This window comes from Selenomonas sp. F0473, assembly GCF_000315545.1.
Lineage (GTDB): Bacteria > Bacillota > Negativicutes > Selenomonadales > Selenomonadaceae > Centipeda.
Genome location: NZ_JH992902.1, coordinates 836,760 through 859,756, shown reverse-complemented (window position 1 = coordinate 859,756; position 22,997 = coordinate 836,760). Strand labels below are relative to the sequence as shown.

General features: G+C 63.2%; 22 protein-coding genes. 21 read left to right on the top strand and 1 reads right to left on the bottom strand.

All coding sequences use genetic code 11. The annotated features are described in order from the left end of the window. Nucleotides 1–28 precede the first annotated feature (28 nt). The 7 genes from HMPREF9161_RS03985 to HMPREF9161_RS03955 all read left to right on the top strand — a co-directional run bounded on the left by HMPREF9161_RS03985 (nucleotide 29) and on the right by HMPREF9161_RS03955 (nucleotide 6,857). Nucleotides 29–871 (top strand): Cof-type HAD-IIB family hydrolase, encoded by an 843-nt coding sequence (locus tag HMPREF9161_RS03985; protein ID WP_009728397.1) that lies wholly within the window; start codon nucleotides 29–31, stop codon nucleotides 869–871. Nucleotides 872–976: 105 nt separating this feature from the next. Further along, a complete protein-coding gene (gene rapZ / locus HMPREF9161_RS03980) occupies nucleotides 977–1,891 on the top strand; it encodes an RNase adapter RapZ (protein ID WP_009728396.1) in 915 nt (304 codons plus the stop codon). 3 nt (nucleotides 1,892–1,894) lie between these two features. Further along, a complete protein-coding gene (yvcK, locus tag HMPREF9161_RS03975) occupies nucleotides 1,895–3,190 on the top strand; it encodes a YvcK family protein (protein ID WP_009728395.1) in 1,296 nt (431 codons plus the stop codon). Nucleotide 3,191: 1 nt separating this feature from the next. Beyond that, nucleotides 3,192–4,115 (top strand): DNA-binding protein WhiA, encoded by a 924-nt coding sequence (gene whiA, locus HMPREF9161_RS03970; RefSeq protein ID WP_009728394.1) that lies wholly within the window; start codon nucleotides 3,192–3,194, stop codon nucleotides 4,113–4,115. Between the two features lie 4 nt (nucleotides 4,116–4,119). After that, on the top strand, nucleotides 4,120–4,968 hold the full coding sequence (locus HMPREF9161_RS03965) for a polysaccharide deacetylase family protein (RefSeq protein WP_009728393.1): 849 nt from the start codon (nucleotides 4,120–4,122) through the stop codon (nucleotides 4,966–4,968). A gap of 24 nt (nucleotides 4,969–4,992) precedes the next feature. Further along, on the top strand, nucleotides 4,993–6,216 hold the full coding sequence (locus tag HMPREF9161_RS03960; RefSeq protein ID WP_009728392.1) for a hypothetical protein: 1,224 nt from the start codon (nucleotides 4,993–4,995) through the stop codon (nucleotides 6,214–6,216). A 116-nt stretch (nucleotides 6,217–6,332) separates the two neighbouring features. Next, complete coding sequence (locus HMPREF9161_RS03955; RefSeq protein WP_009728391.1) at nucleotides 6,333–6,857, top strand: methyl-accepting chemotaxis protein; 525 nt, start codon at nucleotides 6,333–6,335, stop codon at nucleotides 6,855–6,857. 58 nt (nucleotides 6,858–6,915) lie between these two features. On the opposite strand, the gene HMPREF9161_RS03950 is transcribed toward HMPREF9161_RS03955, so the two are convergent. After that, nucleotides 6,916–7,368 carry a nitrous oxide-stimulated promoter family protein gene (locus HMPREF9161_RS03950; protein WP_009728390.1) on the bottom strand — a complete coding sequence of 151 codons (453 nt, stop codon included), beginning with the start codon at nucleotides 7,366–7,368 and terminating at the stop codon, nucleotides 6,916–6,918. A 177-nt stretch (nucleotides 7,369–7,545) separates the two neighbouring features. Between HMPREF9161_RS03950 and HMPREF9161_RS03945 the strand changes: the two genes are divergently transcribed. From HMPREF9161_RS03945 to HMPREF9161_RS03880, 14 genes are all read left to right on the top strand, one after another. Then, nucleotides 7,546–8,802 carry a sensor histidine kinase gene (locus tag HMPREF9161_RS03945; RefSeq protein ID WP_009728389.1) on the top strand — a complete coding sequence of 419 codons (1,257 nt, stop codon included), beginning with the start codon at nucleotides 7,546–7,548 and terminating at the stop codon, nucleotides 8,800–8,802. Beyond that, complete coding sequence (locus HMPREF9161_RS03940; protein WP_009728388.1) at nucleotides 8,799–10,253, top strand: aminotransferase class I/II-fold pyridoxal phosphate-dependent enzyme; 1,455 nt, start codon at nucleotides 8,799–8,801, stop codon at nucleotides 10,251–10,253. Before HMPREF9161_RS03945 ends, HMPREF9161_RS03940 begins: the two co-directional genes overlap by 4 nt. A 2-nt stretch (nucleotides 10,254–10,255) precedes the next feature. Further along, a complete protein-coding gene (locus tag HMPREF9161_RS03935; protein ID WP_009728387.1) occupies nucleotides 10,256–10,942 on the top strand; it encodes a hypothetical protein in 687 nt (228 codons plus the stop codon). Nucleotides 10,943–10,946: 4 nt separating this feature from the next. Then, nucleotides 10,947–11,486, top strand: coding sequence for a ribonuclease M5 (gene rnmV / locus HMPREF9161_RS03930; protein ID WP_009728386.1), 540 nt, complete (start codon nucleotides 10,947–10,949; stop codon nucleotides 11,484–11,486). Beyond that, a complete protein-coding gene (gene rsmA, locus HMPREF9161_RS03925; protein WP_009728385.1) occupies nucleotides 11,483–12,358 on the top strand; it encodes a 16S rRNA (adenine(1518)-N(6)/adenine(1519)-N(6))-dimethyltransferase RsmA in 876 nt (291 codons plus the stop codon). Before rnmV ends, rsmA begins: the two co-directional genes overlap by 4 nt. A 12-nt stretch (nucleotides 12,359–12,370) precedes the next feature. Continuing rightward, nucleotides 12,371–13,150, top strand: coding sequence for a histidinol-phosphatase HisJ family protein (locus HMPREF9161_RS03920; protein WP_009728384.1), 780 nt, complete (start codon nucleotides 12,371–12,373; stop codon nucleotides 13,148–13,150). A gap of 23 nt (nucleotides 13,151–13,173) precedes the next feature. Then, nucleotides 13,174–14,148: an SDR family oxidoreductase gene (locus tag HMPREF9161_RS03915; RefSeq protein ID WP_009728383.1), complete on the top strand. Its 975-nt coding sequence runs from the start codon at nucleotides 13,174–13,176 to the stop codon at nucleotides 14,146–14,148. Between the two features lie 283 nt (nucleotides 14,149–14,431). Then, complete coding sequence (gap, locus tag HMPREF9161_RS03910) at nucleotides 14,432–15,445, top strand: type I glyceraldehyde-3-phosphate dehydrogenase (protein ID WP_009728382.1); 1,014 nt, start codon at nucleotides 14,432–14,434, stop codon at nucleotides 15,443–15,445. Between the two features lie 86 nt (nucleotides 15,446–15,531). After that, nucleotides 15,532–16,725, top strand: a complete 1,194-nt coding sequence (gene pgk / locus HMPREF9161_RS03905) for a phosphoglycerate kinase (RefSeq protein ID WP_009728381.1) — start codon at nucleotides 15,532–15,534, stop codon at nucleotides 16,723–16,725. Between the two features lie 30 nt (nucleotides 16,726–16,755). After that, entirely contained in the window at nucleotides 16,756–17,505 is a 750-nt protein-coding gene (tpiA, locus tag HMPREF9161_RS03900) for a triose-phosphate isomerase (RefSeq protein WP_009728380.1), read from the top strand. 39 nt (nucleotides 17,506–17,544) lie between these two features. Then, nucleotides 17,545–19,101, top strand: a complete 1,557-nt coding sequence (gene gpmI / locus HMPREF9161_RS03895) for a 2,3-bisphosphoglycerate-independent phosphoglycerate mutase (RefSeq protein WP_009728379.1) — start codon at nucleotides 17,545–17,547, stop codon at nucleotides 19,099–19,101. A 281-nt stretch (nucleotides 19,102–19,382) separates the two neighbouring features. Beyond that, nucleotides 19,383–19,742, top strand: a complete 360-nt coding sequence (locus tag HMPREF9161_RS03890) for a YkvA family protein (RefSeq protein ID WP_009728378.1) — start codon at nucleotides 19,383–19,385, stop codon at nucleotides 19,740–19,742. Continuing rightward, nucleotides 19,739–21,889: a DNA topoisomerase III gene (locus HMPREF9161_RS03885; RefSeq protein ID WP_009728377.1), complete on the top strand. Its 2,151-nt coding sequence runs from the start codon at nucleotides 19,739–19,741 to the stop codon at nucleotides 21,887–21,889. The genes HMPREF9161_RS03890 and HMPREF9161_RS03885 overlap by 4 nt, the downstream gene beginning before the upstream one ends. Before the next feature lies 1 nt (nucleotide 21,890). Then, nucleotides 21,891–22,994 (top strand): DEAD/DEAH box helicase, encoded by a 1,104-nt coding sequence (locus HMPREF9161_RS03880; protein ID WP_009728376.1) that lies wholly within the window; start codon nucleotides 21,891–21,893, stop codon nucleotides 22,992–22,994. The last annotated feature ends 3 nt before the right edge of the window (nucleotides 22,995–22,997 follow it).

Sequence of the window (22,997 nt, the reverse complement as noted above, 5' to 3'; positions counted from 1 at the left end):
GGAGAGGGACTGCGGAGAGGAGAAAAATATGGCGGTCAAGCTGTTCGTATCGGATCTTGACGGAACGATGCTGCCGAATAAGAGCGCGGTGTCGCGCGAAAACGTCGAAGCGGTGCGCCGTGCGGCGGAGGCGGGCGTCGTCGTGACGATCGCGACGGGCCGCATGTACGAAGCGGCGCTGCCTGTGGCGCGGGAACTCGGCCTCGATGTGCCGATCATCGCGTACAACGGGGGGCTGATCAAGAGCCCGAGCGGGCGCGTCTATGAGGAGCATCCGCTGGATACGCAGCTTGCGCGGGATATCATCGCGTTCTGTCACGCACGGGACTGGTATATTCAAGAGTACAGCGGCGGCCGGCTGCGTTATGCGGCGGCATGCGCGGAGTCCCGGTACTATGAGAACTCGCAGGGCGTGCCGGGGATCGCGGTGGGGCGGGACGGCATGCTGGTGCATGCGGCGGGCAACTGCAAGCTGCTCTTGGTGACCGCGGGGCGCGCGGAGACGCTCGCCCGCGCGGAGGAACTGAACGCCGCATTCGGGATGTCCGTCGATGTGACGCGGTCGGCGGATACGCTCGTCGAGATCGTGCCGAAGGGGGTTTCTAAGGCGTCGGGGCTGCGCACGCTCGCCGATCGGCTGGGGATCCCGATGGAGGAGACGATGGCGATCGGCGATGCGTACAATGATCTGCCCATGCTCCGGAGCGCGGGAAAAAGCGTCGCGATGGGCAACGCGTTTCCCGAGGTGAAGGAAGCGGCGGACTATGAGACGCTTACCTGTGAGGAGAACGGGCTTGCCGCCGCGATCTACGCGTATGCGCTCGGTATGGGGGCGGAGGCGCCCGTGCCGCTGCCAAAGAGAGATATATGACGGCGGGCTCTTTGCAGACAAATTATGGTATCATGCGCGCCCTTTCGGCAAGACGCGCGCGAACGACATGAGGAAGGCATTTCGGTGCATATGCGAGGTGATATGATGAGCGAGAAGAATGCAAAAGCGGCCGAAAAATTCCGCCCCGTGATCATCACGGGCATGTCGGGCGGCGGAAAAACGCTGGCGGCGCGGTACATGGAGGATCTTGGTTATTTTTGCGTGGACAATCTGCCGCCGGTCTTTATTCCGAAATTCATCGATCTCTGCCGCGAGACGCACGGACAGATCAGCCGCGCCGCCATCGTGGTGGATACGCGCAGCCGCGAGTTCTTCGACGCGTTCGTGCAGATCCTCGACGAGCTCGACGCGGGGGATATCTCCTACGAACTGCTCTTCATCGAGGCGTCGGACGACGTGATCATCCGCCGCTACAAGGAGACGCGCCGTCCGCATCCGCTCGCCCCCGCCGCGCGCATCTCCGAGGGCGTGACGCGCGAGCGGGCGCAGCTCGCCCCCGTGCGCGAGCGCGCCACACAGATCGTGGACACGTCTCGGCTGCGCAAGACGGAGCTGCGCGAGATCATCCGCGAGCACTACGATACGCCGGGCAGCGACGCGGTCATGAACGTGACCGTGCTCTCGTTCGGGTTTAAATACGGCGTGCCGCTCGACGCGGATCTCGTCTTCGACGTGCGTTTCCTGCCGAATCCGTTCTACGTGGATAATCTGCGCAGCAAGAGCGGCACGGTGCCGCAGGTCGCGTCCTATATCGAGTCGTGGGATGTGACGCAGAAATTTGAGCGTCATCTCGACGATTTCGTCGATTTCCTCCTGCCGAACTACGAGAAGGAGGGCAAGAGCCAGCTCGTGATTGCCGTCGGCTGTACGGGCGGCATGCACCGCAGCGTCTTCATCGCAAAGCATCTCTACGACCGCATCAAGAGCCGGTACGCCGTACGCCTTGAGCACCGCGATCTCATGAAAAACGAGGTGCAGGAACACGTGAGCGAGGGGTAATCCATGCATCTCATGAAATGGCTCTACCCCGGGATCGGGTTCAAGCGCTGGCTGTTCGCATTTGCGCTCGGCACGATCTGCGTCAGTCTCGGCGTAGCGCTCGTGTTCAACTACCAATACCTCGACGCCGTCGAGGAGGCGATCTTTCGGTTCGTCTATACTTGGCAGGGCAGCTATGATTACATATTTACGGCGATTGCGGGTGCCCTGCTCATTGCCGTCGGCAGTATTCTCATGCTTGTGGCGATGCGGCGCGTCATCCGCGCGATCATCACGGCGCTTATGCCCGAGGGGGCGTCCGCGCGTCTCGTGGACCTCGTCTATGAAAAGACACGCCTCAGCCGCGGTCCGTCGGTGGCGGTCATCGGCGGCGGGCACGGCCTCTCCGTTCTGCTGCGCGGCATCAAGGAACTGACGAGCAACGTGACGGCGATCGTCACGGTCGCGGACGACGGCGGCTCGTCCGGGCGCCTGCGCGAAGAACTCGGCATTATCCCGCCCGGCGACCTGCGCAACTGCCTCGTCGCGCTTGCGGACACCGAGCCGTTGATGGAGAAGCTTTTCCAGTACCGTTTCGAGGGACACAGCAATCTCGCGGGGCACAGCTTCGGCAATCTTTTCCTCGCGGCGATGGCCGAGGTTACGGGCGATATGGAGACGGCGCTCCGGGAGTCCTCGAAGGTTCTCGCGGTGAAAGGGCGCGTGCTCCCCGCGTCGAAGGAATCCGTCAGGCTCGACGCGATCCTCGAGGACGGGACGGTCGTCGAGGGCGAATCCCATATCCCGGAGGCCCCGGGGCGGATCCGCAGCGTGCGGCTCTTTCCTCCGGATGCCGCGCCCGTGGAGTCGGCGCTCGAGGCGATCCGCACGGCGGACGCGATTGTCCTCGGGCCCGGGAGCCTCTATACGAGCATCATGCCGAACCTGCTCGTCGACGGTGTGGCGGCGGAGCTGCGGAAAAGCCGCGCGCTCAAAATATACATCTGCAACGTCATGACCCAGCCCGGCGAAACGGACGGCTATACAGCGTCCATGCACGCGGAGGCGATATTAAAGCACGCGGGGCGCGGCGCCATCGACTTCATGCTGGTGAACAACGCGCCGATCTCGCCCGCGCTCAGGCGAAAATACGCGGCGGAGGGCATCTGCCCCGTCAGGGTGGACGAAGAGGCGATCAACGCGCTCGGCATCGGCTTCGTCGGCGCAGATATCGTCAATCAGTCCGACGCCGTGCGCCACGATCCGGATAAGCTCAGCCGGAACGTTATGCGCATGATCTACGACTTCCGGGTGCACTGACATGCCGTCGTTTGCTTCGGATGTGAAAAACGCGCTCTCGCGTACGGATGCGGATCGGGTCTGCTGCCAAACGGCGGAGCTTGCCGCGCTCCTGCGCATGGGAGCGTCTGCGGCGACGGACGCGGGACACGGCCGCGGCCTGCGGTTCGAGACGACGGGGGCGGCGGTCGCCCGCCGCGTGATCCGTCTCCTGCACAATATGGATGCGGAGATCGAGACGTCGGTTGCGATGGAGCGCAGACCGCAGCTCCGGCGGCGCATCTACATCGTCAACATCGCGGCCGGCACCGCCGCGACGCCGCTGCTCACGCGGCTCGGCTTTCTCGAGGAGGGAGAACTGCGCGCGGGGACAGATATGGCGCTCCTGCGCAAAAAATGCTGCCGCGCCGCCTATCTGCGCGGCGCTTTCCTCGGCGGCGGGAGCGTGAACCGCCCCGAGGCGAGCTGTCACCTCGAACTCACGGCGCGCAGCGAAACGTTAGGGCGCGGACTTCATATGCTCCTGCGCCGCATGGGCTTCCCCGTGGGGCTGACCGACCGGCGCGATCTCTACGTCGTCTACCTCAAGGAGGGCGACGCCGTGATGGACTTCCTCTCGCTCATCGGCGCGGAGGAGGCCGCGGAGGAGATCGAGGTCGCGCGCAATGTCAAAGAGGTGCGCGCGCAGGTCAACCGGCTCGTCAACGTCGAGATGGCGAATGTCCGGCGCGCCGTAGACGCGGCCGCCGATCAGCTGGCGGCGATCGAGCGCCTTGCCGCGGCCGGGCGGCTGGAGGCGCTGCCGGAGGATCTGCGGGAGACGGCAGAGATGCGCCGCGCCCATCCGGAGATCAGCATGGCGGAACTCGCCGCGCTCTGTCATATCAGTAAATCGGGCATGAGCCATCGCCTGCGGAAGATCCGCGCGGCGGCGGAGGAGGTATAAAGTTTTGCGGAAAACGATCGGTCGGCTCCTGACACTGCCGCTGTGGGTATTGCTCGGGCTCTTTGCATGGCTCGTTACGGCGCCGCCGCCCGCAGGATTTCCCATCCTAGAGTATCACATGGTGACGGAGCATCCGCGCCCCGGCGCCGAACCGTATGTCGTGCCGCCCGCGGACTTCGCGGAGCAGCTCGACTACCTCCGTCGGGAGGGATATACGACCGTTACGCCGCAGGACTACGCGCGCGCGCGCAAGGGGAAGCAGGTGCTGCCCGAAAAGCCCGTCGTCCTTTCCTTTGACGACGGCTATGAGGACAACTACCGCGTCATTCTGCCGATGCTCGACGAGCGGGGCATGAAGGGCGTGTTCTACATGGTGACGAACGACATCGGCAAGCCCGGCTATATGACGTGGGATAATCTGCGCGCGCTTGAGACGCACGGCATGGAGATCGGCAGCCATACGGCGAACCATATTCCGCTGACGACTCTCCCGCGCGAACGGCAGCTGGACGAGATCCGCCTCTCGAAGCTCCTGCTCGAGTGGAACGGCATGAAAACGATCTACAGTTTCTCCTATCCGAACGGGTCCTACGACGATGTGATCGTCGAGATGCTCGCCGCGGAGAACTATCTGACGGCCGTGACGGGGGAGGCGGGGCTCAATACGACGGAGACGGATCCGTATCGTCTCCGCCGCGTGAACATCCCGCCGCCGCGCTTCGGGCTCACGGAGTTCCGTCTGCGTCTGTTTAAGGCGGAACTGGCGGCACGGCTCGAAGAGCGCGTTACGGAACTGCCGGACGGCATCCGGGAACGTGCGCGGGAAATGCTCTATTTGCTGCGCAGATCATAAACGAGGAAAGGGAACCAAGAGAGAATGAAAAAGGGAATTTTGGGGAAAACGGCGGCGCTGCTCCTCGCGCCGCTCATTGTCGCGATGGGACAGACGGCAGAGGCGCACCCGAGGGAGGGCACAACGGTTGCGCGGGAACGCGGCGCGGCCGAGGCGAATATCCGCAGCCGCGTGGCGGATATCCTCGGGGACAGGAGCCGCGCGGCAAAAGCGTTGCCGGAGCAGACGCCGCGGACGATGCGCCGCTGGACGGTGGAGTCTTACGATACGGGCGGAACGCTGCTCTTTTCGGACAGTCCGGAGTACGTCAAGGAGACGGGCATCCTCTACCGCGATACGGTGACGGGCGATGCGCGCGTGCTCTACTATCATCTGAACGATACGGCCTCGCCGAAAAAGGTGGCGGTCGTTCTCGAGACGGAGGCCGATCTGGCGGTCGTTTCCGTGACGCGCGGCGCCGCGAGCGAGCCGAGCGTCGATTATCTGCGCGTCGGCAAGGCGACGCAGATCGGCTATTTTGACACGCATGAGATGACCGAACGCATTCATGTGACGAAGGAGCGCCCGCGTCTGCTGACGCCTGAGATGGATGAAACGATTCTCCGGCCGGGAGAACTCGTCTACGGCGTCTACGACTTCAACGCGAGCGCGCCCGTGCGCGTCTCCGTGATCATGTACGGCGCGGATGTGGATCCGTTTGCCTTCCTGCGCACGGCGCGGGTGCTGCCGCGCGACGAGGTCGCGCTGCGCGGGACGTTCCGAGGGATGGACCGCGTCGTTACGTCGCAGCGGGTCTACTATCCGGAACGAGACGGCGCGGTCTATTTTTCCATCGGCGATAATCTGTACGATACCTATCTCTCCGGGATCGACGCGACGGACGGCACGCCCGCCGTCAATTACGGCAATTACGGTCTCCTTTACCGGATCAGCATACCGACGAGCGGCAGGGCGCGGACGCAGTACTTCCTCAGTCCCCTCGGCGGCGTCTATGCGGGCGCCGTGCGCGTCCGGAGCGGCGGGCAGACGCGTCTCATCGAAACGCCTGCGAACCGTCCGTATTTCGGCGATCAGACTGTGGCGGAGCCGGAGCGTATCGCGCACGGGGAGGCCACGCTCTTTTTGACGCGGTATACGGAACTCTCCGATCTCGGCGCCTATCCGAGCGATCAGCCGGTAACGTTCGAGTACTCGCCGCCCGGCGCGTCGAATCTGCCGGTGCATATCGTCTTGATGCCGGAAAAATAGGCGGAGAAAATTTTGCCCGCGGGAAGGTTTTTTAAACTTTTCGTTGAATAAAAATCGTAGCGAACAATGCCGTGGGGAATGATTGACACCCGGGTGATCAGGGAGGAAGTAGAAACATGTCAGAAGAGACGAAGGTTGACCACGAGCGCCTCTTGTCCGCGATCGAGGAGATCGCGACATCGACGCAGACCGTCTACCAGGCGATCGAGCAGGTCGCTCAGAGCGCGACGGAGCTTGCCAACGCGGGGCAGGAGTCGGTGGAGCAGGCGAAGTTCCTGCAGGAGCGCAATGCCGATACCATTAAGGTCATCGATTTCATCACGAACATCGCCGGTCAGACGAACCTCCTCGGGCTTAACGCCGCGATCGAGGCGGCGCGCGCGGGCGAACAGGGGCGCGGTTTTGCCGTCGTCGCCGAAGAGGTGCGCAAACTCGCCGAGCAGTCGCGCGAAGCGACCGAGCGCATTCAGGTGACGCTGAACGAGATGAACCGCGCGGTTGACGATATCTCGAAATCCATCGAGACGACGGGGGCGATCAGCCAGGAACAGGCGGCCTCGACGCAGGAGATCACGGCGAACCTCTCGCGTGTGACCCACGCGGCCGACGAGCTGAAGGAATATATCAAGAAGCTCGCGTAAAAGACAAAAGAAAACCTCCCTGTACGGCTTGCGCCGACGGGAGGTTTTTGTATGTCAATTATTTTTTCTTTCGTTCCTTGGCGCGCTCTTTTGCCGCCCGCTCGCGCGCTTTGACCTTGTCGTCCAGCTTTTTCTGCTGCTGATGTCTGGCATAGTCGACGCCCATGCCCGCGAGCTTATGCTTGATCGTCATGACGGGGTGGCGGAACAGCATGCCGCGCTGCGTTCCCTGCATGATCGTGAGAAACTCCCGCGTCGCCTTTGGCCCGAAACACGGACGGTCGCAGCGGTCGCAGATCGGCTTCGTGATGCCGTAAGGACAGCGGTCGATTTTGGTAAAGACGGTCGCGAGGAGCGCCGTACAGTGCGGGCAGAGCTTGTCGCCGCGCTTTTCGTGATGTTTGCCGCAGTATATGCCGAAGGTTTTGCGGATGTTCTCTTTTTCCTTCGGGATGTTGTTCTTGATTTCGGGCGGTTTGCGCTTCGGGAGGAAGCGTGAGAAGATGCTCATTCGGAATCACCTATGCTTTCGTTTATTTTTTGCGCGTGCGCGCTGTTCTCTCCGATTTGTTATTTTACAGACTTTTTAAGAAAAAAGCAAGATGAAAGGAAAAGGATGAATCGTATCGGCGGCGTGACTTTTGCGGTAAAATAGGGTAGAATGGTCACACAGAGCAGGAGGGGGATCATGAGCAAACGTAACGGGCATCCGCGCGGGCAGAGCCGCGCACGGGACGAGCGGGAGACGGAGGGGCTCGAGGAGAGTCAGCTGCGCCGTCTGCTGACGAATACGATCGATACGATCGAGGACAATAAGACGCAGATCTTCGACATCTACCAGAATACGCGCAGAGAGCTGGACGAAGCGCGGCGGCGCCTGATAGAACTAAAGAAGAACGTTGCCGCGACGATCGAGCGCGTGGACGGCCTTGCCGCTGAGGAGCAGCGGGCGAAACAGCGGCTCGCCGAAGTCAGCAGCAGGTTTTCGGAGTTCTCGGAGGATGAGATCCGCAAGACCTACGAGAATGTCTCCATCATCCAGATCAACCTTGCGATCGAGCGCGAGAAGGAGCAGCAAATGCGCGTCGAACGCGATAAACTCGAGATCCGTCTGCGCTATCTCTTCACAATGGTCGAACGCGCGGAGCATATGGCGCTCGCGATCGGGTCGGTGCTCAGTTATCTCAGCACGCAGGTCAGCGGCGTCATTTGGAAGATCGAGGCGGTGCAGAAGGATAAATTCGTCGGCGCGCGCATCATCAAGGCGACGGAGGAGGAGCGCTACCGCATCTCGCGGGAGATCCACGACGGCCCCGCGCAGGATCTGGCGAACCTCCTTTTCACAACGAGCATCACGGAGCGCCTGATGGATCAGGATATGGCAGCGGCGAAGGAAACGCTCGGAGAACTGCGCAACGAGATCCGCAAATGCCTCACGAGCGTGCGGCAGATCATCTTCGACATGCGCCCGATGGCGCTCGACGATCTCGGCCTGCCGCAGGCGGTCGAGCAGCTCATCCGGCTCTTCGGCGAGCGCGGCAAGCTGCGCGGGACGTTCAGTCTCGAAGGGACGTATTATCCGCTGCCGAAACATGTGGAGATCGCCGTGTTCCGCATTGTGCAGGAGGCGCTGAACAATGTGGCGAACCATGCCGGGACGGACAAGGTGCGCGTGCGGATGCACTATACGGACCGGGCGCTGACGGTGCTCGTCGCGGACGAGGGCGTCGGCTTTGATACCAAGTATACGAGCGAAGAGCCGTCGGAGGATGCGGACGACGCCTTCGATATGGAACTGCAGCGGCGCAAACGCGGGCGGCATTTCGGCATGATCGGCATGGAGGAGCGCGCCAAGCTCGTCGGCGCGGCGATCCAGATCATTTCCGCGCCGCATAAGGGGACGAAGGTGCATCTGCGCGTAGAGAACCGCATGGTGGAGGAGTGAAAGCGCCGATTGCGGAGTCTTTGCTGACCTATGCGGGACTTGGTATCGCGCCGATGCACACGCCGGGGCATAAAGGAGGGCGCGGGGCGCACCCTCTTCTGCGCAGTTTCTTGACGGAGACGGGACTGCGCGCGGACGTTTCGCTTTCGGCGGAGCTCGACGATCTCCACGCGCCGACGGGGTGTATCCGCGCGGCGGAAGAACTCGCGGCGGAGGCGTACGGGGCGGATACCGCGTATTTCATGATCAACGGGACGACGGGCGCGGTTCATACGATGCTTATGGCGGCGCTCGCGCCCGGCGATACGGTGCTCGTGCCGCGCAATGCGCACCGTTCGATCGTGGGCGGGCTGATCCTCGTTGGGGCGCGCCCCGTCTACATGCGGCCGGAGACCGACGAACGGCTCGGCATCGCGATGGGCGTGTCGCTTGCGGAGGTGCGGCGCGCCGTTTCGGAACATCCGGAGGCGCGCGCCGGGCTCTTCGTTTATCCGACCTACTACGGCGTCGCAAATGAACTACCTAAGATCGCCGACTTCCTGCATGAACGCAATATGCTCGTTCTCACGGACGCTGCGCACGGGGCGCATTTTGCATTCTCCGATGCGCTGCCGCCGTCTGCGATGCAGGCGGGGGCGGATCTCTCCGCCGAGAGTACGCATAAGACGCTCGGTTCGCTCACCCAGACCTCGATGCTGCTCGCGCGCGGCGGACGCGTCTCCGCCGAACGTATCCGCGCGGCGTCGGGCATCCTCCAGTCGACGAGCCCGAACGAGATCCTGCTCGCCTCGCTCGACGCGGCGCGCCTGCAGATGGCGGAGGAAGGGGGCGCACGGCTCGGTGCGGCCGCGCGTGATGCGGAGGCCTTGCGCGCACGGATAAACAAGCTGCCCGGGCTGCGGTCGTTCGGCGCGGAATCGATGGGGGCGCCCGGGCGCGCCGCGCTCGACCCGTTGAAGGTGACTGTGAGCGTTGCGGGGCTCGGCCTCTCTGGGTTTGCCGCGGAGGAGGAGCTGCGCCGCGAGAATATCGCCTGCGAACTCTCGGATGCGCGCAACGTGCTCTTCCTGCTATCCTATGCGGACGGCGCGCGGGAGACGGGGCGGATCGCGGCGGCGCTGAAGAGAATGGCCGCGCGCCGCAGCGGCGCCGCCGGCGCGGAGGATGCGGTTCCCGGATTGTCGGAGATGCCGCCCCTGCCGCGTGTGATGCGCACGCCGCGGGAGGCGTATTTTGCGCGGCATGAACGCGTCCCTGCGGCCCGCGCAGCGGGGCGCACGGCGGCGGAGACGATTGTCTTTTATCCGCCGGGGATTCCCGTGCTCGCGCCCGGCGATGCGGTCGATACGGCGGCGCTCTCTTATCTGCGCGAAATGAAAGCCGCGGGCGCGCATGTTGTGGGGGCGGCGGATGTGTCCCTCGAAACGATATTGGTGACGGCGGAAGGATGACTATGGCAAGGGGCAAACTCTTTATCATCGAGGCGGGGGACGGCTCGGGCAAGGAGACGCAGACGCGGCTCCTCGCGGAGCGGCTGGTACGGGACGGGCACCGTGTCGTTCCCGTCGCGTTTCCCGACTATGCGTCGGATTCGTCGGCGCTTGTGCGGATGTATCTGCGCGGCGATTTCGGCGCGCATGCGGCCGATGTGAACGCCTATGCCGCATCGACCTTTTTTGCCGTAGATCGCTACGCCTCCTATCGGACGAAGTGGGGGCGGGACTATGAGGCGGGTGCCGTTGTGCTCGCCGACCGCTATACGACGTCGAATATGGTGCATCAGGCGGTGAAGATATCTGATGCGGCGCAGCGCGACGCCTATCTCGACTGGCTCTATGACCTCGAATTCAATAAGATGGGGCTGCCCGTGCCGGACGCCGTGTTCTTCCTCGATATGGAGCCTGCGGCGGCACAGCGCCTCATTGCGGCGCGCGCGGAGAAAAGCGGCGCCGCGCCCGATATCCACGAGCGCGACGCGGACTATCTTGCGCGTACGCACGACGCCTATGTCCTGCTCGCGGAGCGTTACGGCTGGGTGCGTATCCCCTCGAGCACAGACGGGGTCCCGGACCCGGTCGAAGAGATTCACGCGCGGCTGTACCGCGCGGCCGGGACGTTTTTATCATTGAGGAGAGAGTGAGCCGTTGATTCGAGAAGTGATCGTTGTCGAGGGGAAGATGGACGTCGCGGCGGTGCGGCGCGCAGTTGAGGCGGACTGCATTGTGACGGACGGGTTTCGCCTCCGCAGCCGCACGGTGAGGGACATTCGCGCCGCGTACGAAGCACGCGGCATCATTGTCCTCACCGATCCCGATACGGTCGGCGAGCGCATCCGCGCGCGGCTGACGGAGATGTTCCCGCGCGCAAAACACGCCTTCATTCCCGCAGAGGATGCGACGAACCCGTCGGACGGAGATGTCGGCGTCGAGCAGGCGCGTCCCGACGCCGTGCGCACGGCGCTTGCCGTTGTGCATACCCCGATGGAGCGGCCGGCGGAGGAGTTTTCCATGCGTGATCTGATCCGCTGCGGACTGACGGGCGCCCCGGATGCCTCCGCGCGGCGCGCGCAGATCGGCCGCCGCCTCGGACTCGGCTTTGCGAACGCGAAGACCTTTCTCATGCGGCTCAACACCTACGGCATTACCCGCGCCGCGTTTCAATCTGCCGTTGAGGAGCTCATATGAATGCGACCATCCCCGTGATCGCCGATCCGGCGGTTACGCGCCGTATATTGAACGCCTTCGGTCTGCGCGCAAGAAAGCGGCTCGGGCAGAACTTCCTCGTAGACGCCTCCGTTGTGCGCGGCATTGTGGATGCGGCGGAACTGACTGCGGGAGACACGGTGCTCGAGATCGGCCCCGGCATCGGCACGCTGACGCAGGGACTCGCGGAGACGGGGGCGCGCGTCGTCGCCGTCGAGGTGGATCGGAAACTCCCCGCGGTGCTCGCCCAGACGCTGAGAGGCTATGACAATGTGACCGTGGTGCCGGGGGATATCCTCAAGATCGATATCCCGGAGACGCTGAAACTGGAAAATGGAGAACGATTCAAGGTCGTCGCGAATCTGCCCTATTACATCACGACGCCGATCATCATGACGCTCCTCGAACAGCGCCTGCCGATCGAGCGGCTCGTCACGATGGTGCAGAAGGAAGTGGCGATGCGCATGACGGCGCGGCCCGGCACGAAGGACTACGGCGCGCTCTCGGTCGCCGTGCAGTATTTCACCGCGCCGCGCATGGTGACGGACGTTCCGCCGCGCGCGTTCCGTCCCGCGCCGGAGGTGACGAGCGCCGTCGTTTCCTGCGTCGTGCGGGAGACGCCGGGGGCCCTTCCCGCGGATGAAAAGCTGTTCTTCCGTCTCATCCGCGCCGCATTCGGCCAGCGGCGCAAGACGCTGCTGAACGCGCTCACGGCTGCGGGGCTGACAAAGGACGCGATTCGCGCCGCCCTCGCGGCGGCGGAAATCGGGGAGAACGCGCGCGGGGAGCAGCTTTCGCTCGAGGCGTTTGCGCGCCTCTCCGATGCGGTCGGGGCTTTGCATGCGCAGACGTGAGGAGGAATGAAGATGCTGTTTGACAGCCATTCGCACACCGTGTTTTCCGCGGATTCGGAGATGCCCGCGGAGGAAGCCCTGCGTGCGGCGCAGGCAAAGGGGCTGGGACTCGTCTTTACCGAGCACTGCGACTATGACTATCCGGCGCCGGGGGAGGAGACGTTCCTCTTCGATCCCGAGGCGTACTGGGCGGCGTACGAGCCGCTGCGGGGCGCGGGGCTCTCTCTTGGCGTCGAGATGGGCATGATGGAGAGCGCGCGGGAGAAAAACGCGGCGTTTGCGGCGCGCGTCCCGTTTGACTTCATCATCGCATCGATTCACTTCCTGCGCGTCAAGGATCTTTATCATTCCGAGGCGTACGAGGGGCGTCGGAAGGAGGAGATGTACCGCGAATACTTCTCCGTCATGCGCGCGGAAATATACGCGCATCCGTATATCAACGCGCTCGCGCACATCGACTACATCGCGCGCAATGCGCCGTTCGAGAACCCGGAGATTTCCTACGGGGACTTTGCGGAGGAGATTGACGGCGTGCTGCGCGCGCTCGTCGAGACGGAGACGGTCGTCGAGATCAATACGCGCCGCTTCGGCAAGGCGCGCGGCATCAAAGAGCTCGCGCCCGTCTACCGCCGCTACCGCGAGCTCGGCGGGCGGTATGTGACGATCGGCTCGGACGCGCATGTGCCCGGGGCGGTCGGCGCGCATTTCGACCGCGCGCTGGAACTTGCGCGGGCGTTTGATCTGCGGGTCGTGACGTTCCGCGCACGGAAGATGCGGATCTGTGCACTGTAATACGTCGCCGAACGGGGGATATGATGAACTATCGTACGATCGACTTTCCGAAAAACAGCTTATTTCTCGTGACGGGGGGCGCCGGATTCATCGGCTCGAATCTATGCGGGGCCATTCTTTCGATGGGACATCGCGTGCGCGTTCTCGACAATCTGTCGACGGGATATGAGAAGAACATCGCGGGGTTCCGTACGCATCCGAAGTTCGAGTTGATCGAAGGGGATATCAGAGACTTCGCGGCATGCGCGCGCGTCTGCACAGGTGCCGACTACGTGCTCCATCAGGCGGCGGCGGTGAGCGTGCCGGAGAGCATCGAGCGGCCGCTCGCCTACACGGAGACGAACGTCATGGGGACGGTCAACATGATGCAGGCGGCGGCGGAGGCGCATGTGAAAAAATTCGTCTACGCTTCGAGCTCTGCGGTCTACGGCGACGATTTGACGATGCCGAAACGGGAGGACACGGTAGGGCGGCGCCTCTCCGTCTACGCCGTAACGAAATATGTTGCGGAGGAATACGCCGTGCAGTATACGACGCACTATGGGCTGGACTGCTACGGCATGCGTTACTTTAACGTGTACGGGCGGCGGCAGGATCCGAACGGCGCGTATGCGGCGGTCGTTCCGAAATTCGTCGAGGCGCTGCTGCGCGATATGCCGCCGACGGTCAACGGCGACGGAGAACAGTCGCGCGACTTCGTCTACGTCGAGGACGTCGTGCAGGCAAATCTCCTTGCCTGCGCCGCGCCGCATGAGGCGGCGGGCGAGGCCTATAATATCGCGAGCGGAAAGCAGTCGAGCCTCAACGAAATGTACGCGGTGCTCAAGAGACTGCTCGGCAAGGACATCGCGCCCGTCTACGGACCGGAGCGGGCGGGGGATATCCGCCACAGCGGGGCGGACATCGCGAAGGCGCGGGAAAAACTCGGCTACACTCCCGCATACGACTTCGAGCGGGGCGTCGCGGAGGCGATCGCGTGGTATCGGGAGAATTTATAATACAAATAGGGACCGCCGCATCAACGCTGTTTTAGCGCGGATGCGGCGGTCCCTTTGACGCGAAGCGCCGAGCGTCGGCGTCGTCCCCTATTCATATTTTAGCGAAGATTTGCGGGGCGGCAAGCGCTTTTTGCATCTGCGCAAAACTTTGCGCGGGAAGGGCTTCACAGGGGATAAAAGGTTTGACTTTTATTGGGAATGGTTTATAATATACACTGTGAAAAAAAGGTGCGGCGGGATTGGCCTGCGGCGCTCAGACTAGGAAATTACAGGGGGTATTTCTATGGCAGTAAAGGTTGCTATCAACGGTTTTGGCCGTATCGGCCGTCTCGCCTTCCGTCAGATGTTCGACGCGCCCGGCTATGAGGTCGTCGCCATCAATGATTTGACCAGTCCGACGATGCTCGCACATCTCCTGAAGTACGACTCCACGCAGGGGCGTTATAAGTATGCGGATTCCGTCGCGGCCGGCGAGGATTCCATCACGGTCAACGGAAAGAAGATCAATATTTACGCGCAGGCGGACGCCGCGCAGATCCCCTGGGGCAAGCATGACGTCGACGTCGTGCTCGAGTGCACGGGCTTTTACACGGCAAAGGCAAAGGCTGAGGCGCATCTGAAGGCCGGCGCGAAGAAGGTCGTCATCTCGGCGCCTGCGGGCAGCGATCTCCCGACGGTTGTGTTCAACGTCAACCACAAGGTGCTGACGAAAGCCGATAAGGTCATCTCGGCGGCCTCCTGCACGACGAACTGCCTCGCGCCGATGGCCAAGGCGCTGAACGATCTCGCGCCGATCAAGAGCGGCATCATGCAGACGATCCATGCGTATACGGGAGATCAGATGGTGCTCGACGGCCCGCAGCGCAAGGGGGATCTCCGCCGCAGCCGCGCCGCGGCGCTCAACATCGTCCCGAACTCGACGGGCGCGGCAAAGGCGATCGGCCTCGTGATCCCCGAGCTCAACGGCAAACTCATCGGCGCCGCGCAGCGCGTGCCGACCCCGACGGGCTCCACGACGCTCCTCTACGCGGTCGTCCAGGGCAGGGTGACAGTCGATCAGGTCAACGCCCAGATGAAGAAGGAATCGACGGAGTCGTTCGGCTACAATACGGACGAGATCGTCTCGAGCGACATCATCGGGACAACCTACGGTTCGGTCTTCGACGCGACGCAGACGATGGTCAGCGATACGGGCGACGGCAACACGCTCGTTCAGGTCGTCTCGTGGTACGACAACGAGAACAGCTACACGAGCCAGATGGTCCGCACGATCAAGTACTTTGCCGAGCTCGGCTAAAATTAAACAATGAGATAAGCACGATCTTTCGAGGTCCGGCCGAACGTTTGGGCCGAACCTCGAATTTTATTTACGGAGGGGAAAATATGAATAAAAAGACCATTCGCGATATTGACGTCAAGGGTAAGAAGGTCTTTGTCCGCGCGGATTTCAACGTGCCGATGGACGAGCATCAAAACATCACGAACGACACGCGCATCCGCGCGACGCTGCCGACGATCAATTATCTCTTGGACGGCGGCGCGGCGGTCATTCTCGCCTGCCACATCGGGCGCCCGACGGAGGCGCGCGAGCCGCAGTTCTCGACGAAGCCCGTCGCAGCGCGGCTTTCGGAACTCCTTGGCAAAGAGGTGAAATGGGTGCCGGACTGCGTCGGTCCGGCGGCGGAAAAGGCCGCGGGCGCGCTCAAGCCCGGCGAGGTGTTGCTCCTCGAAAACCTCCGCTATCACAAGGAGGAGAAGAAGAACGACCCCGCCTTTGCAAAACATCTCGCGGCGCTTGCGGATGTGGCCGTGGACGACGCGTTCGGCGTGGCCCACCGCGCGCACGCCTCGAACGTCGGCATTACCGCCGACCTCGAGACGGTTGCGGGCTTCCTCATGGAGAAGGAGATCAACTACATCGGCAAGACGCTTGAGGCGCCGCGGCGCCCGTTTGTCGCGATCCTCGGCGGCGCGAAAGTCTCGGAAAAGATCGGCGTCATCGAGAACATGATCGACAAGGTGGACACCATCATCATCGGCGGCGGCATGGCGCACACCTTTGACGCGTCGAAGGGCTATCCCGTCGGCAATTCGCTCGTGGAGAAGGACAAGATCCCGCTCGCCAAGGAACTCCTCGACAAGGCGGCGAAGAAGGGTGTGAAGGTCGTCCTCCCCGTGGATCTCGTCATTGCGGACAAGTTTGCGGCGGATGCCAAAACGCAGACGGTCGACGTGGACAAGGTGCCCGACGGCTGGCAGGCGCTCGACAGCGGCGCGAAGACGTCCGAGGAATATGTCAAGGCCCTGAAGGGGGCGAAAACCGTCATCTGGAACGGCCCCATGGGCGTGTTCGAGTTCGACGCGTTCGCAAAGGGCACCGAGGCGGTCGCCCGTGCGGTCGCGCAGGCGACGAAGGAGGGCGCGACGTCCATCGTCGGCGGCGGCGACTCCATCGCGGCGCTCAAGAAGACCGGGCTTTCCGACCGGATTTCGCACATCTCGACGGGCGGCGGCGCCACCCTCGAACTCCTCGAAGGCAAGGTGCTTCCGGGCATCGACGCCATTGCGGATAAATAATTGCTAAAACTTGGAAGAGGGGATTTCAATATGGCAAGAACACCGATTATTGCGGGCAACTGGAAGATGAACAATACGATCGCGCAGGGCAAGGCTCTTGTGAAAGCGCTTGCCCCCCTCGTGAAGGGGGCGAAGGCCGCGGTCGTCGTCTGCCCCGCGGCAACGGCGCTCGCTGCCGTCGCCAAAGCGGTCAAAGGAACGAATATCGCGGTCGGCGCGCAGAATGTGCACTGGGAAAAGAGCGGCGCCTACACGGGCGAGATCTCGACGGATATGCTCGCCGAGATCGGCGTTTCCTACTGTGTGCTCGGCCACAGCGAGCGCCGCGACTACTTCGGCGAGACGAACGAGGGCGTGAATAAGCGCGCGCGTGCGGCCTACGCGGCGGGCATCACGCCGATCATCTGCTGCGGCGAGTCGCTCGAGATCCGCGAGGCGGGCACCTATCTCGCCTACGTCGCGTATCAGATCGAGGCCGCGCTCGCGGGCTTTAAGGCGAGGGAGGTCGCGAAACTCGTCATCGCCTACGAGCCGATCTGGGCGATCGGTACGGGCAAGACCGCAACCTTTGAACAGGCGGAAGAAGTCTGCGCTCATATTCGTGCGACTGTCAAAGCGAAATACGGCGCAGCCGCGGCGAATGCGATCCGCATTCAATACGGCGGCAGCGTGAAGCCCGAGACGATCGCGGGTCTCATGAAGAAGCCGAACGTCGACGGCGCGCTCGTCGGCGGCGCGGCGCTCAAGGCGAAGGATTTTGCCGCGATCGTTAATTTCTGATTTCCTCTGCGAGCACATTGCTCTTAGAAAGAGTTTATCATGGCAAAACTGAAAAATGCTCCGGTTGCCCTCATCATCATGGACGGATTCGGCGACGGCGACCCGAACGATATGAAATACAACGCCATCGCGATGGCAAAGACGCCCGTCATCGACGGGCTGCTCAAGAAGTATAAACACAATGAGATCAACGCGTCCGGCGAATACGTCGGCCTGCCCGACGGGCAGATGGGCAACTCCGAGGTCGGGCACACGAACATCGGCGCGGGCCGCATCGTTTACCAGCAGCTCACGCGCATCACGCGCGATATCAGGAACGGCGACTTCTTTAAGAACGAGGCGCTGCTTAAGATTGTGCGCGGCGTGAAGGAGAGCGGCGGCGCGCTGCATGTGATGGGGCTCGTCTCCCCGGGCGGCGTGCACAGCCACGAAGATCATCTCTTTGCGACGCTCGAACTTGCGCATCGCGAGGGGATCAAGACCGTCTGGATCCACGCGTTCCTCGACGGGCGCGACGTTCCGCCAAAGAGCGCGAAGGAATACCTCGAGGCTGTGGAGAAGAAAGCGGCGGAGATCGGCGAAGGCAAGATTGCGACCGTTGCGGGACGCTACTATGCGATGGACCGCGATCATCGCTGGGAACGCGAGCAGCTCGCCTACGAGGCGATCGCGCACGCCAAGGCGAAGACAACTGCGCCCTCGGCCATCAAAGGACTGCTCGCCTCCTATGCCGATACGAGCGAAAAGCCCGAGGGCGTGACGGACGAGTTCGTCGTTCCGTTTGTCGTCGCGGGGTATCCCGGGATGAAGAACGGCGACGGCGCGATTTTCTACAATTTCCGCCCCGACCGCGCGCGCCAGCTCACGCATGCCTTTGTGGATAAGAAGTTCGACGGATTTAAGCGCGACGAGTCGCTGAAGATTCCGTTTGTGACGTTCTCCCAGTACGAGGCGGGCATGAACGCGCTCGTCGCGTTCCCGCCGGAGAGCATCGCGAACACCTTCGGTCAGTACGTGCAGGATCTCGGCATGACGCAGCTGCGCATCGCCGAGACGGAGAAGTACGCGCACGTCACGTTCTTCTTCAACGGCGGCGTCGAGACGCCGTACAAGGGCGAGGACCGCATCCTCGTCCACTCGCCGAAGGTCGCGACGTACGACCTCCAGCCCGAGATGAGCGCGATCGAGGTCACGGACAAAGTCGTCGAGGCGATCAAGTCGCGCAAGTACGATTTCATCATCCTCAATTATGCGAACTGCGATATGGTCGGCCACACGGGCGTCGTGCCCGCCGTCGTCAAGGCGGTCGAGACCGTCGACACCTGCGTCGGGCGCTTTGTCGACGCGATTCGGGAGGTCGGCGGCGAGGTCTGCATCACGGCGGATCACGGCAACGCGGACAAGATGTGGGACTACGAGACGAATCAGCCGTTCACGAAACACACCACGAACCCTGTGCCGTTCATCGTCGTTTCCGACCGCGTGAAGGAAGTCCATACGGGCGCGCTCTGCGACATCGCGCCGACGCTGCTGACGCTTGCGGGGCTTCCCATTCCGAAGGAAATGACGGGCAAACCGCTCATTACGCTCAAATAAATCAATCGCCGACCATGGGATCGCCGCGCTCCGTGCGCGGCGGTCTTTTACGTTAAGGGAGCCGTATGTCTGTGATTTGGGGGGCGCGGCACGTTCGATTCCGGTCGCATTGCGTTCGGCGTATTGAGCGTTTGTATTCTCTATCTGCAGGAGGACATGCAGACGGATATCTGCGGGCACCCGGAGAAGTATTTTGAAGTGATCGCGGCGGAATAATTTTTGAAAACATGGCGCGGGGGTGGTATACTACAAGGACAAAGGATGTGCGGACGGAGGTTCTTATGATACGGATTGTGATGCTGCTGCAGGCGCTGCGGCGCGATATCGCGGTGCTCTTTTTTGCGATGATGCGGCGGGACACGCCGCGCGCGGTGAAGGTGCTCTTCCCGCTGGCGCTGCTCTATCTCGTCAGCCCGATTGATATCATCCCCGATGCGATCCCCGTGCTCGGGGCGCTGGACGATGCGGTGATCCTGCCTCTGGCGACGGAGTTCCTCGTGCGGATGCTGCCGCCCTATGTGCGCGAGGAGAGTGAACGGCGCGTGCTGCGCTACGGGACGATGGTGCTGGTCGGCGCGACGGCGGTGCTCGTTCTTTGGCTGGCGCTGATTATTTGGGCGCTGTCAAAGGTATTTTCATGAGGCTTTATATCGCGGAAAAACCGAGCGTCGGGCGCGCGCTCGCCGCGTGTCTGCCGCAGCCGCACCGCAAGGGCAGCGGCTGGATCGAGACGGGCGGGGGCGTCGTGACGTGGCTCTTCGGACATGTGCTGCGGCAGGCTGAGCCCGAGGAATACGATGCGCGGCTGAAGCGCTGGCGCGCCGAAGACCTGCCGATTCTGCCGGAGGAGTGGCGGCTCGTCGTGAATGAGAGCGCAGCGCAGCAGTTCGGCGTCGTGAAGGGACTGATCGAGCGCGCGGACGAGATCGTGCACGGCGGCGACCCCGACCGCGAGGGGCAGCTGCTCGTGGACGAGGTGCTGGACTATCTCGGGAATACGAAGCCCGTGCGCCGCATCCTCATCAACGCGCTCGACGACAAGAGCATCCGGGACGCGCTCGGCGATCTGCGCGACAATGCGGATTTTCTCCCGCTGAAACTGTCGGCGCTCGCCCGCGCCCGCGCGGACTGGCTCGTCGGGATGAATCTCTCGCGCGCGTATACGCTTGCGGCACGCCGCGCGGGGCATGCGCGGCTTGTCCTGCCGATCGGCAGGGTCAAGACGCCGACGCTGGCGCTCGTCGTGCGGCGGGAACGGGAGATCGAAAACTTCAAACCCGCGACATACTATCTCCTCGACGCTGTATTCCGGCACGAGGGGACGGGGGAATCGTTTCGTGCGCGGTGGAAGCCGTCGGAGGAACGCACGCCGCTCGACGCGGAGGGGCGTCTCGTCGACGAAGCGGCGGCACGCGCGGCGGCCGAGCAGTTTGGCGCGGCGCCGCAGGATGGGAAAATCGTCAAATACGAGCGCAAGAAAAAGGAGGAGCCGCCGCCGCTGCCCTTCTCGCTTTCGGCGCTGCAGGTGCTCGCGGGCAAGCGGTACGGGTACGAGCCGCAGCAGGTGCTCGATACGGCGCAGAAACTGTACGAGGAGAAACTGACGACCTATCCGCGCTCAGACGCGGAGTATTTGCCGAGGAGCCAGCATAAGGATGCGCCGAAGATCCTCTCGAATCTCGCGGCGCTGGAGGGATCGGCGCTTGCAGCGTGGGCGGCGGCTGCGGACGCATCGAAGAAGTCGCGCGCGTGGAACGATGAGAAGATCACGGCGCATCACGCGATCATCCCGACGACGGTGCCCGTGAACCTTGCGCGCCTCGGCGAGCCGGAGCGGCGCATTTACGAACTGATCGCACGCGCCTATATCGCGCAGTTTTACCCGAACTATGTTTACGACCAAACGAAGGCCGAGCTCTCCTACCATGGGGAGACGTTCGCTGCGCGCGGCCGGACCGAGCGTGCGGCGGGCTGGCGCGCAATGTACCGTACGGGGAAAAGTACGGAGACGGACGACGCGGAGAAAGAGGACGAGGAGAGCGGCGTTCTGCCGCCGATGAAGAAGGGCGACGGCGCGGAATTCGTGTCCGCCGCGCTTGGCACGCGGCAGACGAAGCCGCCGACACGCTTTACGCCCGCAACCCTTTTGCAGGGCATGAAGGAGATCCACAAATACGTCAAGGACGAGGCGGCGAAGAAGATGCTGCGCGATGTCTCCGGCATCGGGACGGAGGCGACGCGCGCAAGCATCATCGAGGATTTGATTCGGCGTAAATTTTTAAATGCCGCGGGCAAGAAGAAGGTGCTGACCCCTACGGATACCGCCTATCTCCTCATCGACGCGCTGCCCGATACGATGACCTATCCCGACGCGACGGCGATTTGGGAGGACCGGCTGCATTCGATGGCGGCGGGAGAGGGCTCGCCCGAGGCGTTCCTCGCGGGACAGGCGGCGTTTGCGCGGGAACTCTGCGCGGCCGCGCTTTCGGCGCAGATTGCGTGCGGCGGCGGTGTGCCGTGCCCCGCCTGCGGGCGCGGCGTGATGCTAAAACGCAAGGGAAAGCACGGAGACTTCTGGGGTTGCTCTGCATTCCCGCAGTGCCGTATGACCGCGAACGATAAAGGCGGCGCGCCTGATTTTACGGGAAAACGCATCCCGCCCGCGGCGGGGAACGCGCCGCACACAGCGGAGGGGACGCGGCCTGCGGCCGCGGATGCTCCGCGCCGCTCCTATACGCCGACGGTGGACGAGCAGGCGGAAATGGACGCGCTGTTTTCGGGAGGATGATATGAGTACGTTCGGAGAGCTCGGCGTTCCGGAGACGCTTGCCGCAGCGATTGAGAAACGCGGCATCACTGCGCCGACCGCGATACAGGAGGCGTTTATTCCGCCTGCACACGCGGGGGAGAACCTCATCGGCGCGGCGCCGACGGGGACGGGCAAAACGCTCGCGTATCTCCTGCCCGCATTCATGCGCGTCGATCCGCAGCTGCGCGCGGTGCAGACGCTCATCCTCGCGCCGACGCACGAGCTTGCCGTGCAGATCGCGGGCGTCGCGCGCGATCTCGCACAGGCGGCGGAGTTTCCCGTCGCGGTGCAGGCGCTCATCGGCGGGGCGAATATCAAGCGGCAGGCCGAGGCGCTCAAAAAGAAACCCCAGATTGTCGCCGGCTCCGCCGCGCGCATCTTGGAGCTCAGCCGCATGGGAAAGCTGCGGCTCACAGACGTAAAGCTCCTCGTCCTCGACGAGTTCGACCGTCTGCTCGGCAAGCAGCTTGCAGACGACGTGCGCGCCGTCATCCGACTGCTCCCGCGTGAGCGGCAGGCGCTCCTGCTCTCGGCGACGGCGCCGACGGCGGCGGTGCGCGCGGCGAAGGGACTCTTCGCGCTGCGCCTGATCCGTGCGGCGGAGGGGACGGCAAGATGCGAACACTACTATCATCGCGCGGCGTTTCGTGATAAAATAAAGACGGTGCAAAAATTGACCCGCCGTCTGCCGATTCGTCGGGGGCTCGTCTTTGTCGGACGCAGCTTCGATGCGGAACGCGCAGTGGAGAAACTGTGCTATGAGGGCATCCGCGCCGTCTCGCTCCTTGGGCGGGAGCGGCGGGACCGGCGGCGCGCGGCACTGGAGGCCATCCGCGTGGGGCGCGCGGAGCTGCTGATTGCGACCGACCTCGCCGCGCGGGGGCTCGACATCGAGGACGTGGACTATGTCGTCAACGTCGATCTTCCCGCGGACGCGCGCACCTACCGTCACCGCGCGGGGCGCACGGCGCGCGCGGGGAAGGCGGGGGCGGTCGTCACGCTCGCGGACGACAAGGAAATGGAGCGGCTGAAATCGCTCGCCGCGCGCATGGAGATTGAACTGCGCGCATTGCCGCGAAAATAGCGC